A 12,462-nucleotide genomic window follows, 5' to 3' on the forward strand; every position below is an offset into this window, starting at 1 on the left:
AGAATCAGATCATGCCGCCGTTGATCGAGATGATCTGCCCCGTAATGTAGGCAGCGTCGTCGCTGGCGAGGAAGCCGGCCAGCGCGGCCACTTCCTCCGGCGTGCCGGCGCGTTTCGCCGGCACGAGCTGGTTGATCATCGCCGTGTCGAACACGCCGTCGGCCATCGGCGAGGCGATGATGCCCGGCGCGATCGCGTTCACCGTCACGCCGCGCGCCGCCACTTCCAGCGACAGCGACTTCGTCGCGCTGTTGAGCGCGCCCTTCGCCGCCGCGTAGTTGACCTGCCCGCGATTGCCGGTCAGCGACGCGACCGAGGAGATGTTCAGGATCCGTCCCCAGCGCGTGCGCAGCATCGGCAGCAGCAGCGGCTGCGTCACGCGGAAGAATCCGTTGAGCGACACATCGATCACCTTGTGCCACTGCTCGGGCTGCATGCCCGGCAGCACCGCGTCGTCATGCACGCCGGCGTTGTTGACGATGATCTGCACCGGCCCGTCCTTCAGCATGCGCTCGCAGGCGGCGCGCGCGGCCTCGTCGCTGCGCAGGTCGAACACCACGCATTCCGACTTGCCGCCGGCCGCCGCGATCGTGGCCGCAAGCTGCTCCACCGATTCGGGGCGCGAATTGGCATGCAGCAGCACGGTCGCGCCATCACGCGCAAGACGCTGGGCGATCGCGGCGCCGAGCGCGCCGCTCGCGCCGGTCACCAGCGCACGTTTTCCTGTGAGACTCATGATTTCCTTCAGTTGGCAATCGGTGTGTTGAGCACGACGACGGCACGGCCTTCGGCGAGCGCCCGGCCCTGCCCGTCCTTCACCGCGAATTCGTAGAGGATCTGCGTCGCATCGCCGGAAACCCGCTCGGCGTGCACATGCAGCGCGCCGGCCACCTCGTCGATGTGCTCGACGGCCAGCCGCACGCCGCGCGCGCTCGCCAGGAAGCCGGCCGAAGGCTCGCTGTCGTCCGGCGCGAGCAGCCCGCCATGCAACGCCATCGCCTGCGCCGCGTATTCGACGAGGTTCGGCGACAGCAGGCCGCTGGCGGTGCGTAGCGGATTGTCCTGGCGCGTGTGGGTGGTCGTCGTGCAGTGGATGCGGTTCGCGTCCCACGACTCCAGGCGTTCCAGCAGGCACATCGTGCCGCTGTGCGGAATGCGGCGGGCAATGCCGGCCTGGTCCATGGTCTGAGGTGCGGTCATCGGGAATCCTTGAGATCGGCCACCAGCAGCACGTTCGCGAAGGGCGTGCCCTCGCTCATCGGGATGCTCTCGACCGTGAAACCGAGGCGCTCGAGCAGCGCCTTCCAATCCTTGAGCGGCCGGCCCCACGTCGGCGACACCTGGTGCCCCCGGATGCGCGTGACGGTGCGATCGACCAACTGGCTGATCGCGAAGCCTCGCCGGCTGTCCGCATCGCCCACGCGAAGGAGAAGCCGCCCGCCGGGCTGCAGGGCTTCGCGGACGCGGCGCAGAACACCTTCCTGCGCGCCGAGGTCGACATAGTGCAGCACGTCGAGGATCACCACGAGGTCGCAGGCGGGCAGCTCGGTCGTGCACATGTCGCCGCAGACGAAGCGGGGCGTGGGCTGCAGATGGCCCACCGACGCCTCGGCGCGCGCCACGTCCTTGGGCATCAGTTCGACGCCGGTGTAGCTGGCCGAGCCCGGCGTCGCAGGCCAGGTCGCCGGCCATTCGCCCGGCTGCGCCTGCATCGCGCTCATGGCCGAAAGAAGGCTCACGAACAGGCCTTGCCCGCAGCCAATGTCGACCACGCGTGCCCGGCTCCGGCCGATCAATCCACGCTCGACCAACCCGCGAAAGACCGGATCGCGCCCGAGCTTGCCGCGCGCGAAATGCCACGCGAACTTGCCGGCCTTCCTGTAAGGCGCGCTCGCGCGCTCATGCAATCGACGCCACGCGGCGTCCGTGGAAATCTGGGCACTCATGAAAGAACTCTGGGAAAAGCAGCGACCGACTGACGGCTCATGCCGAGAGGCCCTCCGGCAAGGTCACGGCACGCAGGCCCTCCGCCTGCAGCCTTTCGAGCAGCCTGGGAAGCACTTCGAGGATGACCGCCTGCCCCCGCGCGGTGCGCGCTGCGTGGCCGTCGTGCAGCAGCAGGATGTCACCCGCCTTCAGACCGTCGGTGAGCCGCGCCAGCACGGTCGTGGCGTTGCCTTCGCGGGTGTCGAAGCCGCGCCGCGTCCAACTCACCAGCGACAGCCCCATGCGGTGCAGCACCGGGGCCAGGAAGGGGTTGCGCAGACCGGCGGGCGCACGGAAGCAGTCGGGCCGCAGGCCGGTGACGTCCTCGAGCACCTGCTGTGCGCGCGAGATCTCTTTCGCGAATCCGCCCGGCCCGAGCAACGAGAAGTTGTGGCGGTGCCGCGCCGTGTGGTTCTGGATGCTGTGGCCGCGCGCGATGATCTCGCGCGCCAGTGCGGGATGCTCGAGCACCCGCTCGGCAATGCAGAAGAAGGTGGCGCGCTGCGCGCAGGCGTCGAGCAGGTCCAGCACTTGCGGCGTGACTTCGGGATCAGGGCCATCGTCGATCGTGATCGCGATCTCGCGCCGGGCCGCCGCGCTTGCCGGCAGCCGCGTGACGTTCGGGCCGAGCAGGCTGCTGCGCGGCGTCAGGCCGGCCGCGGTGATGACCGCATGGTTCAGCACGAGCGCGCCGATCGCCCACGGCCATGCACCGGGCACCATCAGTCCCGCACCGACCGCCGCGACATGCACCAGTGCGCTGGCCTGAATGACCGGGGGCCATGGCCAGGATTCGCGATGGGAGGCGGGAATGACTTGCGACATGGACTCTCGGCAGGTGCGGCTCGACGATTCTCCCATCAGCGCACCTTGGGAGCGAGCGGCGCGGTCGCACGCGCGAACGCGGCCGAGAGCAGCAGCGCCAGCAACGCGCCCGGCGCGACCACGCGGCCGATCGATGACAGCGCCGGGATGTTGGAGATCGCGATCAACCCGAACGAGATCACGGTCGTCAGGTTCGCCAGCATCAGCGAGGCCAGCGTGTCTTCGTCGGCCCGCCCGGTCTCGCGCAGCTGATCGAAGAACAACGCGTAGTTCGATCCGACCGCCACGATCAGCAGCAGGCCCACGAGATGAAGGATGCCCAGCGGCACATGGAGCGCCGCCATGCCGCCCATCGTGAGCACCACCGCCACCGCGAGCGGCTGGCACACCGCCAGCAGCCGGCGGCCGGACCGCAGGTACACACCCAGCAAAATCACCACCGCGAGCGCACCGAGCATCACCTGGACGAAGGCCTCGTGCAGATAACGCTGGTAGAGACTCGCCAGTTCGTCCCCCACGTTCACGACCTGTACGTCCGACATCCCTTCGAGCGCGGCCGCGAGCCGCCCCGCGTCGAAGCTCGCGCCCGGATGCAACGCAACCAGCGTGGCCCACCCGCCCGCCTGCCGCTCGAACATCAACGCACCGAGCACCGCGTCGAGCGGACCGCCTTTCAGATCGGCGCGCTGGACGATCGGCAGGGCCTTGGCCGACTGCACGTCCGCAATGAAGGGTTCGAGCCGCGACGCCGGCAAGGGCAATCCGCGCGTTGCGTCCACCAGCCGGGCGCGCAGGGTGTCTGCATCGGGAAGGCTCGCGAGCCGCGCCTTCTGTGCCGCTTCGCTCGGCAGCAGCCGCGTGACGGTTTCGTAGCCCGCGAGATCGCCCTTGTCGACCAGGGCGTCGAGCCGCGCGCCGGCGGCCTCCGTGTTGCGCAGCGCCGATTGCAGATCGGCGCCCTGGATCACGACCAGCGTCCCGCCGTCGCTCGCGCCGATGTCCGATCGCAGTTCTGCGTCGAGCTTCTGCGTGGCCTGCGGCACCGGGCTCATCGCACCGAGGTTCGCGCGCCACAGATCGCCGCCCTGCCACAGCACCAGGACCAGCGCGGCGACGCCCAGTGCGGCGAACACCCATCGCAGACGCGGCAGCCCGCGCACAAGGAACCCGGCCACATGGGCCATGCGGGCGCGCATGCCCATGCCGGTGGCGCCATCCGGCGCGAGGACCGGCAGCACGAAGCGTGCGACCAGCGCAGCCGCGATCAGACCCGCGAGCGAGAACACACCGAGCTGAGCCAGCCCCGGAAAGCCGGAGAACACCAGCGCCGCAAAACCGCACACGGACGTCAGCAGGCCCAGGCGCACCGTCGGCCAATGAATGTCGCGCCACCGCCGCCATCCGGTGCCCGGCGTGGCCGCGCCGCGCGCCTGGATCAGGTAGTAGATCGCATAGTCCACGGTTTCGCCGATCAGCGTGCTGCCGAAGCCCATCGTGAGGCCATGCACCGAGCCGAAGACGAGGCTGACCGTCGCTGTCCCCCAGACCACGCCGGTCGCGACCGGCAGAAAGGCGACGACGAGCGCGCGTGGCGATGCGAAAGCCAGCAGCAGCAAGGCTCCCATCACGATGCCGCCCACCACCGCGAGATGGATCGCCTCGGTCTTGATCTGGTCCCGGCTTTCGACCGAGAAGATCGGTGCGCCGGTCATCTGGAGCTTGGGGCGGTCGCCCGAGAGGCCCGTCGTGGCCGCGTCGAACGCGCCGCGGACCTGCGCAATGGCCTTCGCGACTTCATCGAGGTCGCTGCCCGACGCATGCGTGGTCGCGAGGATCACCGCGCGCGGCGCACTGCGCGAGACCCAGACGCCCTCCTCGCTGCGCGGCGAACTCGCCGGGATCAATCCTTCGGCGATGCGCTGCGTCTCCCCGGTCGGGTCACGATCGAGCAGCGGCTTGAGCGCGTTGCCCGCCGGCGCTCCGAGCATGGACAGCGTATCGACGATCGCATCGCGCAGGCCCTCGGTGGTGAAGCGCTGCGGGGTCACCTCGGGCGAAAGCTGGTAGCGGTGGTCGAAGACCCAGGTGCCCGATTCCTTCCATTCGCTGGTGTCGCCGTTCTGGACCTGGTCGAAGCGTCCGCCCTGGCGCATTGCCGATGCGAGCGCGCGCGACACATCGGCGCGCTGCGCCGCATCCTTGCCGCCCTCGATGCCGATGAAAATGGTGCGCGACGCGATGCCGCTCTGGAGTTGCTCGATCAGCAGCCGCTGCCGTGCGTCGGGGCTCTTCGGCAGGAATGCAGAAAGGTCGGCGCTGAAGTGCGAGCGCGCGATCACCGCGATGCCCACGGCCAGCAGCGCCAGCCAGAGCCACAGCGCGAGCCTGCCGGGGCGCCCGCCCGCCGATGAAGCGACGCGCGTCACGGCGTCGATCGCGTCGGCGCGCCGACGGGGCCGCGATCGGGGGTGATGTTCATCACCGACCGGTCGCCGCCGATGAACTCCATCTCGACGCCGAGCACTTCGCCCCCGCGGCCGGTCAGGCGCATGCTGCGCACCTGTGCCGCGAGGCGTTCATCGACGGGCTTCAGCTCCAAAGCCCAGTCATTGCGCGTGCCGGTGAGCGTGCTGCGGAAATAGCGCTGCAGGCCTTGCGCATTGCCGCTCAGAGTGCCCCGCATCGCTTCGACCATGCCGAGCAGCTCGGGCATGCTGTCCAGCGCCATCGTGCGCGTGCGGCCGCCGCGCGACAGCGTCAGCGTGTTGCCCTCGACGCTCATCGTCTCGGGACGTGGCGTGATCGTGCGTCGCATCAGGCGGTCGGGCGCGGTGAAGCTCAGCACGCCACTGGCGTCCAGCGGGCCTTCGAGGCCGCGCACGAAGCGCTGTTCGGTGAAGGTGGCGTCCCCGCTCCTGCGTTGCGCCAGCAGGCTCATCAGCTCGGGCACATCGAACGCCCAGACGGGCGACGCCGACAACGCCAGCATCAGCGCCGCGAGCATCGCCCTGCACCAGCGATCAAACCGAATCTTCGAGCCAGAAATCATGAAAGTTGAACCAGTTGTGCGGATACGCGCGGCACAGCGCCTCGAGCCGGGCCACGTAGCTTTCGAGCGCCGCGCGGATGCGCCGTTCGCGCTCCGCAGGATCGGCGATGCGTTCGCTGAAATCGGCCAGCGGCTCGAACATCACATCGTAGCGGGCGCCGCCCACGTAGAGGCCTGCCATGAAGAACACCTTGCGGCGCAACAGTGCGGCCAGGCGGAAGGGGCCGTCGTTGAAGATCGCGGGTTGCCCGAGGAATGGCAATTCGACGCTGCTGCCCCGCTGCTGGCCCGCCTCTTCGGGGCCGGCGAGCGTGCGGTCCGCCAGCAGGCCGGCGAGGCCGCCGGAGTCGAGCCAGTCGCGCAGTTCGAGCATGGCGTGCGGACGGCCCAGCGCGATGATGTGCGGCCGGTGCTCGGGCAGGCTGATCGCATTGAGCAGGGCGCTGATCTGCTGCGCGTTGTCCTGGTACATCAGCATCGCGAGCCGCATGTCGGCAGGAGCTTCCTCCTTCTGCCGCGTGGCGCCGAGCGCCTCGAAGCTGCCGACGTGTGCGCCGAGCATGAAGGCGCCCCGCCCCGCGTTCACCTCGGCCTCGACCGCCTCGTGGCCGCGCACGTGCACATCGAAGAGGTCGAGACGGCCGCGCAGGAAATAGAGCCGGTCCAGCACCGTCGACGCGAAGGCATGCAGCAGCCGGTAGCCGTCGCCCCATCCGGCCTTCGGCCCGATCGCGCGCAGCAGATAGCGTTTGATGTGGCGGCGCGGCGTCGGCGAAAAGAGGAGGAAATAAAGCGCGATGGGATGAAGCACCAAGCGCGCGATCGGCCGGCCGAGCTTCAGCGCGATCCAACTGATGACTTGCAGCGCAAGCATGTTGCTGCGCTCGGGTGCGCGCGCCCAGTCGGCCTGCGCGGGACGGGAATCGCCGCTCTCTGGCGGCGAAGCACTCATGACGCGGTGCCGACGCCGGGTGTCCAGCGCCCGCTTGCGGCGACGACCTCGCCGCAGCGCACTTCGAACCGCAGCCCGCGCGAGGCGCCGGACTCAGGAACGAGATCGATCAGCAGCGCGCTGCCAGGTCGTACGGGCGCGAGGAACTTGGCCGCTGCGAGCGTCGGGCTGGGACCCAGCCGCGCCGAGAGCGCCGGCACACCACGCACGGCTTCGAGCACCTCCGCCACCAGCAACGCGCCGGGCAACAGCGGCTGGCCCGGGAAATGGCCGGCGAAGGCGGGATGGTCCTCGGGCACCTCGCGCGTCAGCTGCACAGGCGTCGCGTCCGAAGCCAGATGCGCCAGGGCGAACTCGCGCAACGACTTGACCGTGAGCTTGCCGGTCCCTTCGCGCGGGAAGGCATCCACATGCACCACGCGCCGAGGCACGAACACCGCCTCGAGCCGCTCGCGCAGCGCCGCGATGATCGCCTGCGCATCGAGGGTCGGCGCCACGACGAAGGCGATGGGCCGCACCACGCCGTCGACCACGTCGTCCGGCAGCCAGAAGGCCCCATCGACGACGCCCGGGATGCTGTTCAGGTGGTGGTTGAGATAGCCCAGCGAACTGCGCCGGCCCGCCACGTGGATCAGGTCGTTCGCGCGGCCCAGCAGGCGGAACCGGCGATCGTCCTGCAGCTCGAGGATGTCCGCCATCGGGGTCGGCTCGCGAATGAAATCGCCCGAGACGACGAAGCGCTCGTTGCCGGCGGCGTCCTGCTCGCGGTGGACGCGCACGTCGCCGAAGGTTTCCCACACTTCGCTCCGGGTCGGCTGGCGCGTGGCGACCTGGCCGGATTCGGTGCTGCCGTAGATCTCGATCAGCTTGCCGCCCATCGCCTGCTCCGCCTGGGCCGCGAGTTGCGGCGACAGCGGTGCGGTGGCCGAGAGGATCAGGTCGACCTGCGGCAGCTCGATGCCGGCAAGCAGCAAGGTCTTCAGGTGGAAAGGCGTGGTCACCAGCGCGCGCGGCTGCGGCACCGAGGCCAGCGCCTTCGCCACATCGGCCGGGAAGAACGGCCGTCCGCTGTCGAACGCCGCGCCACCGAGCAGCGCGAGCAGCGCCGAGGATTCGAGGCCGTAGCTGTGCTGCACGGGCACCGTCGCGACCAGCGTCAGGCCGGACAGCGAGGGACGCTCCAGCAGGCTCGACAGGCGCGCGACCGCCGCCTTGATGCAGCCCACGAGGCTGCCCCAGGTCTTGGCGTGCGGTTGCGGCGCGCCGGTGGAGCCGGAGGTCAGCAGGCTCGCCGCGTGCATGTCGCGATCGAATGCCGGCAGGGGCGCCTCGGCCGAGCGATCCGCGGGGGGGTGCTTGTCGAAAAGAACGTTCGGCAGGCCGGGCGTTTCGATCGCGGCGTCGTCGATCACCGCGAACGCCGGGTCGCCGACTTCGTGCAGCCGCGCGAGCGTATCGGGCCGGGCATCGGGCGGCAGGAAGCTGGTTTCCCCGCGGACCAGCGCGGCCGCGAGACTGACCGCGAAGGCGTAGCGGTCCACGCACAGGTTCACGACCGGGCCACCCTCGCGCAACTGCGGCGCGAAGCGGGCGACGTCGGAGAGGAACTCGCGCGCGCTCACGGGCACGCCGGCGCGCCATGCGAGCGGCTGGTCGAGGTCACGGTCCGCCAGCAGCGGGAATTGGGATTTGGTTGTCACCGCAGAGTCCGGTTCAACGCCGGGCGGTGCCACTGGCCGGCGTACTGTAGAAGGCACGCACCGCATCCACGAGGCGAGTGCGTTCGAATTCGGGATGGAGCCTATAGCGCAGCAGGTGTTCGCCCAGGAAGAGCACACCGATCAGCAGCGGCGTCAACAGATTCGCGAGCACCGACCAGACCGCGAACGGCAGGGTTTCGAAGACGATGACCGAAGCGATGGCCATCGAGGCGAAATAGAGCGTCCAGACCCGCGTGACCTGCGCGGTGTAGGCCACGTGGGCCGGCGACAGCGGATGCACGCGCTGCGCGAACTGCCCGATGAGCGACAGGCGCCCGGCACGCAACGTGCCACCGAACCAGCCGCACAGCAGCGCGTTGATGCCGGCGTGCTGGAGCATGTAGAGCCGGTTCGGATCGCCCACCGCGCCACGGATGACGAGCGCGAACAGGACGACGCCCACCATGGCCGAAAGCGCGAGCCCCCGGCTTCCGAAGCGGCTGCCGGCGAGCCCCATGGCGGTCAGCCACAGCGGGCCGAGCAGCACCACGATCGCCCACGGCTCCGCCGCGTGGTAGAGCATCATCCAGTGGGAAACAAAGGCATAGCCCACCCCCGCGATCAGCAGGAGCGCCATGCGCCATCGAGACATGGATCAGGAAGTGCCGCGGTTTTGCGCGACATGCGCTGCAAGACTGCGCAGCGACGAGAAGATCTGCTGGTTGCGCTCGTCGTCCGAGCGCAGCTGGAAGCCGTACTTGCGCGAAACTTCCAGCGCCACTTCGAGGATGTCGATCGAGTCGAGACCCAGGCCTTCGCCGTAGAGCGGCGCGGTGGGCGCGATGTCGGCCGGGGCGACTTCCAGATTGAGCGATTCGACCAGAAGCACGGCCAATTCATTCTCCAGGGGGGACTGTTCGGAAGCGTCGCCAGCGGCGGAAACGGGAGATTGTGCGGTCGATGACAAAAGAGAACTCCGGAACTTGTGAAAAACTATCGCTCGGGTTCTTGGAATTATAGGGAGGCCCGCTTCGCTAGACTGGCTGCTCCCGCAACGACCGGAATTCACCATGGCCGACCCCCTCCTCATTGCCCGCCACGACGCCGTCGAGTGCAGCCTGCTGCCGGGACTGGCCAACCGCCACGGCCTGATCACCGGGGCGACCGGCACCGGCAAGACGGTCACGCTGCAGACGATCGCCGAGAAGCTGTCCTCCATCGGCGTGCCGGTGTTCATGGCCGACGTCAAGGGCGACCTGACCGGCGTCAGCCAGAAAGGCAGCATCGGCGAGAAGATGGCCGCTTCGCTGAAGGATCGCGGCATCGATGCGCCCGCGCCCTTCGCCTGCCCCGTCACGCTGTGGGACGTGTTCGGCGAACAGGGCCATCCGGTGCGCGCCACCATCTCCGACATGGGGCCGCTGCTGCTGGGCCGAATGCTCGACCTCAACGACACGCAGTCCGGCGTGCTCAACCTGGCGTTCAAGATCGCAGACGACAACGGCCTGCTGCTGCTCGACCTCAAGGACCTGCGCGCGATGCTCCAGTACGTGGGCGAGAACGCGAGCCAGTTCACCACCGAGTACGGCAACATCAGCGCGGCCAGCATCGGCGCGATCCAGCGCGGCCTGCTGCAGATCGAAAGCCAGGGCGGCGACAAGTTCTTCGGCGAGCCGATGCTCAACATCGCCGACTTCATGCAGACCGAGGGCGGCAAGGGCGTGGTGAACATCCTCGCGGCCGACAAGCTCATGAACTCGCCGCGGCTCTACGCGACCTTCCTGCTCTGGATGCTGTCGGAACTCTTCGAGCACCTGCCCGAGATCGGCGACCCGGACCAGCCCAAGCTGGTGTTCTTCTTCGATGAAGCCCACCTGCTCTTCAACGAAGCGCCCAAGGCGCTGATCGAACGCATCGAGCTGGTGGTGCGGCTGGTGCGCTCCAAGGGCGTGGGCGTCTTCTTCGTCACGCAGAACCCGCTCGACATCCCCGACTCGGTGCTTGCCCAGCTCGGCAACCGGGTGCAGCACGCATTGCGGGCCTTCACGCCGCACGACCAGAAGGCGGTCAAGGCGACCGCGACCACGATGCGGCAGAAGCCGGGCCTGGACATCGAAAAGGCCATCACCGAGCTCGCGGTGGGCGAGGCGCTGGTCAGCTTCCTCGACGACAAGGGCCGCCCCTCCGTGACAGAACGCGTATACGTGCTGCCGCCCGGAAGCCAGATCGGGCCGATCACGCCTGCCCAACGGCAGGCGCTCCTCGCGAACTCGCTGGTCGCGGGCGTCTACGAAAAGGCGGTCGATCGCGAGTCGGCCTATGAAAAGCTCAAGGGTCGCGCCGAGACCGCGCCGAACGCCCCCGCCACCGCGGGCAAGCCCGGCGCAGCGGGAACGGCACAGGGCGACGGCGGACTGATGGGCAGTCTCAATGAAATCCTGTTCGGATCGACCGGCCCGCGCGGCGGCAAGCACGACGGGCTGGCGCAGACCATGGCCAAGTCGGCCGTCCGGACCATGGGAACCACCGTGGGCAGGGAAATCCTGCGCGGGGTTCTGGGCGGCATCTTCGGCGCGAAGAAGCGCTGACAGGCCTCAGACCAGCTGGGTCAGCGCGTTCTCGAAGGCCGTGCGCGCGATCCCGGTGCGGCCGCCCGAACGCGCATGGCAGCGCGCCAGCGCCGCAGCCACCGTGTCCGATACGTCACCGAAGATCGCCGCATCGGACACTTCCGCATCGCCCCCCATCAGGAAAGCGAACGCGCGCGCCATGCCGCAGTTGGCGATGAAGTCGGGGATCACCGCGACCTGCGAGTCGGCCTGTTCGTAGATCGGGCCGTAGAAGATCTCGCTGTCGGCAAAGGGCACGTTCGCGCCGCTGGACACCACTTCGAGCCCGCCCTCGACCAGCGCATCGACCTGCTCGCGGGTCACGAGCCGCGAACCGGCGCACGGCAGGAAGATCTCGGCGCCCGCGCTCCACACGAGGTTGTTGATCTCGTCGAAGCGCAGCATGTACTTCGCCGACAGCTGGTTCCCCTTCTTCTCCAGGAATAGCTGGCGCACCTGATCGAAGTCGAAGCCGTCCGGATTCAGCAGCCCGCCTTCGCGGTCGATGATCCCCACCACCTTCGCGCCGGCCTGAGCAAGGTAGTACGCCGCTGCGGAGCCGACATTGCCCCAGCCCTGCACGATGACGCGCTTGCCGGCGACGCTTCCGCCGTACAGCCGGTAGTAGTGCTGCACCGACTCGGCCACGCCCCAGCCGGTGATCAGGTCGGCAACCACGTACCTGCGCGCGATGTCGGGCGAATACTGGCGGTCTTCCACCACCTTGGCCACGCCCATGCGCAGCTGGCCGACCTTCTGGATGCGTTCGCTGTCGCTCGGCGAAAAATGCCCGTTGACCACGCCCTCCTGGGGATGCCAGAGGCCGTAGCTCTCGGTGATCGGGATCACCTCGTGCACCTCGTCGACGTTGAGGTCGCCGCCGGTGCCGTAGTAGGTCTTGAGCAGCGGCGTCACCGCCTTGTACCAGCGTCGGAGCACGTCGTTCTTGCGCGGATCGGCCGGGTCGAAGTCGATGCCCGACTTGGCGCCGCCGATGGCCGGGCCGGAGACGCTGAACTTGACCTCCATGGTCTTGGCCAGCGACTCGACCTCGCGCCGGTCCAGCCCGGCGCGCATGCGCGTTCCGCCGCCGGCGGCGCCGCCGCGCAGCGAATTGATGACGACCCAGCCCTTGGCGGGCGTTTCGGCGTCGTGCCATTCGAAGACGATCTCGGGCGCCTTGTTCTCGAAGCGTGTGAGCAGTTCTTTCATTTCTATCTCTCAATGTTGGGGAATCGGTGGTTCAGCAAAACGCGCATCTCCTGCGCAGCCCAAGCCCAGGGATACCGCGGAACCGGCTTCGCCGGGCCGCCGGTATCGCCCCGGAATGGGGTGGAGAGC

12 protein-coding genes are annotated in these 12,462 nt (G+C 68.7%); 1 reads left to right on the plus strand and 11 read right to left on the minus strand.

Going from position 1 to position 12,462, the window contains the following annotated elements:
• Positions 1 to 4 precede the first annotated feature (4 nt).
• From fabG to WKW77_RS01610, 10 genes are read right to left on the minus strand one after another with little or no spacing between them, the layout of a single operon-like run.
• Entirely contained in the window at positions 5 to 736 is a 732-nt protein-coding gene (fabG, locus tag WKW77_RS01565) for a 3-oxoacyl-ACP reductase FabG (protein WP_340355068.1), read from the minus strand.
• Positions 737 to 744: 8 nt separating this feature from the next.
• Positions 745 to 1,200, minus strand: a complete 456-nt coding sequence (locus WKW77_RS01570; RefSeq protein ID WP_340355069.1) for a hotdog family protein — start codon at positions 1,198 to 1,200, stop codon at positions 745 to 747.
• A complete protein-coding gene (locus WKW77_RS01575; RefSeq protein WP_340355070.1) occupies positions 1,197 to 1,946 on the minus strand; it encodes a methyltransferase domain-containing protein in 750 nt (249 codons plus the stop codon). The genes WKW77_RS01570 and WKW77_RS01575 overlap by 4 nt, the downstream gene beginning before the upstream one ends.
• Before the next feature lie 37 nt (positions 1,947 to 1,983).
• Complete coding sequence (locus WKW77_RS01580; protein WP_340355071.1) at positions 1,984 to 2,811, minus strand: polysaccharide deacetylase family protein; 828 nt, start codon at positions 2,809 to 2,811, stop codon at positions 1,984 to 1,986.
• 35 nt (positions 2,812 to 2,846) lie between these two features.
• Positions 2,847 to 5,237, minus strand: a complete 2,391-nt coding sequence (locus tag WKW77_RS01585) for an MMPL family transporter (protein WP_340355072.1) — start codon at positions 5,235 to 5,237, stop codon at positions 2,847 to 2,849.
• A complete protein-coding gene (locus WKW77_RS01590; RefSeq protein WP_340355073.1) occupies positions 5,234 to 5,815 on the minus strand; it encodes a LolA-related protein in 582 nt (193 codons plus the stop codon). The genes WKW77_RS01585 and WKW77_RS01590 overlap by 4 nt, the downstream gene beginning before the upstream one ends.
• Positions 5,816 to 5,831: 16 nt before the next feature.
• On the minus strand, positions 5,832 to 6,812 hold the full coding sequence (locus WKW77_RS01595; protein WP_340355074.1) for an acyl-CoA synthetase: 981 nt from the start codon (positions 6,810 to 6,812) through the stop codon (positions 5,832 to 5,834).
• Complete coding sequence (locus tag WKW77_RS01600) at positions 6,809 to 8,512, minus strand: AMP-binding protein (protein WP_340355075.1); 1,704 nt, start codon at positions 8,510 to 8,512, stop codon at positions 6,809 to 6,811. Before WKW77_RS01600 ends, WKW77_RS01595 begins: the two co-directional genes overlap by 4 nt.
• Positions 8,513 to 8,525: 13 nt before the next feature.
• Positions 8,526 to 9,149 carry a COG4648 family protein gene (locus tag WKW77_RS01605; protein WP_340355076.1) on the minus strand — a complete coding sequence of 208 codons (624 nt, stop codon included), beginning with the start codon at positions 9,147 to 9,149 and terminating at the stop codon, positions 8,526 to 8,528.
• An 18-nt stretch (positions 9,150 to 9,167) separates the two neighbouring features.
• Positions 9,168 to 9,479, minus strand: a complete 312-nt coding sequence (locus tag WKW77_RS01610) for a phosphopantetheine-binding protein (protein WP_340355077.1) — start codon at positions 9,477 to 9,479, stop codon at positions 9,168 to 9,170.
• Positions 9,480 to 9,582: 103 nt separating this feature from the next.
• Here WKW77_RS01610 and WKW77_RS01615 point away from each other — a divergent pair, with 103 nt between their 5' ends.
• Entirely contained in the window at positions 9,583 to 11,100 is a 1,518-nt protein-coding gene (locus WKW77_RS01615) for a helicase HerA-like domain-containing protein (RefSeq protein ID WP_340355078.1), read from the plus strand.
• A gap of 6 nt (positions 11,101 to 11,106) precedes the next feature.
• Here the strand turns inward: WKW77_RS01615 and WKW77_RS01620 are convergent, their stop codons facing one another.
• Positions 11,107 to 12,333 carry a Glu/Leu/Phe/Val dehydrogenase dimerization domain-containing protein gene (locus tag WKW77_RS01620; RefSeq protein WP_340355079.1) on the minus strand — a complete coding sequence of 409 codons (1,227 nt, stop codon included), beginning with the start codon at positions 12,331 to 12,333 and terminating at the stop codon, positions 11,107 to 11,109.
• Positions 12,334 to 12,462: the final 129 nt, after the last annotated feature.

Source organism: Variovorax ureilyticus, assembly GCF_037889935.1.
GTDB lineage: Bacteria > Pseudomonadota > Gammaproteobacteria > Burkholderiales > Burkholderiaceae_C > Variovorax > Variovorax ureilyticus.

What these genes read in the sequence shown, in the direction of transcription:
- fabG (WP_340355068.1), bottom strand. Translation starts at nt 736, where the DNA reads ATGAGTCTCACAGGAAAACGTGCGCTGGTGACCGGCGCGAGCGGCGCG.
- WKW77_RS01570 (WP_340355069.1), bottom strand. Translation starts at nt 1,200, where the DNA reads ATGACCGCACCTCAGACCATGGACCAGGCCGGCATTGCCCGCCGCATT.
- WKW77_RS01575 (WP_340355070.1), bottom strand. Translation starts at nt 1,946, where the DNA reads ATGAGTGCCCAGATTTCCACGGACGCCGCGTGGCGTCGATTGCATGAG.
- WKW77_RS01580 (WP_340355071.1), bottom strand. Translation starts at nt 2,811, where the DNA reads ATGTCGCAAGTCATTCCCGCCTCCCATCGCGAATCCTGGCCATGGCCC.
- WKW77_RS01590 (WP_340355073.1), bottom strand. Translation starts at nt 5,815, where the DNA reads ATGCTCGCGGCGCTGATGCTGGCGTTGTCGGCGTCGCCCGTCTGGGCG.
- WKW77_RS01595 (WP_340355074.1), bottom strand. Translation starts at nt 6,812, where the DNA reads ATGAGTGCTTCGCCGCCAGAGAGCGGCGATTCCCGTCCCGCGCAGGCC.
- WKW77_RS01605 (WP_340355076.1), bottom strand. Translation starts at nt 9,149, where the DNA reads ATGGCGCTCCTGCTGATCGCGGGGGTGGGCTATGCCTTTGTTTCCCAC.
- WKW77_RS01615 (WP_340355078.1), top strand. Translation starts at nt 9,583, where the DNA reads ATGGCCGACCCCCTCCTCATTGCCCGCCACGACGCCGTCGAGTGCAGC.
- WKW77_RS01620 (WP_340355079.1), bottom strand. Translation starts at nt 12,333, where the DNA reads ATGAAAGAACTGCTCACACGCTTCGAGAACAAGGCGCCCGAGATCGTC.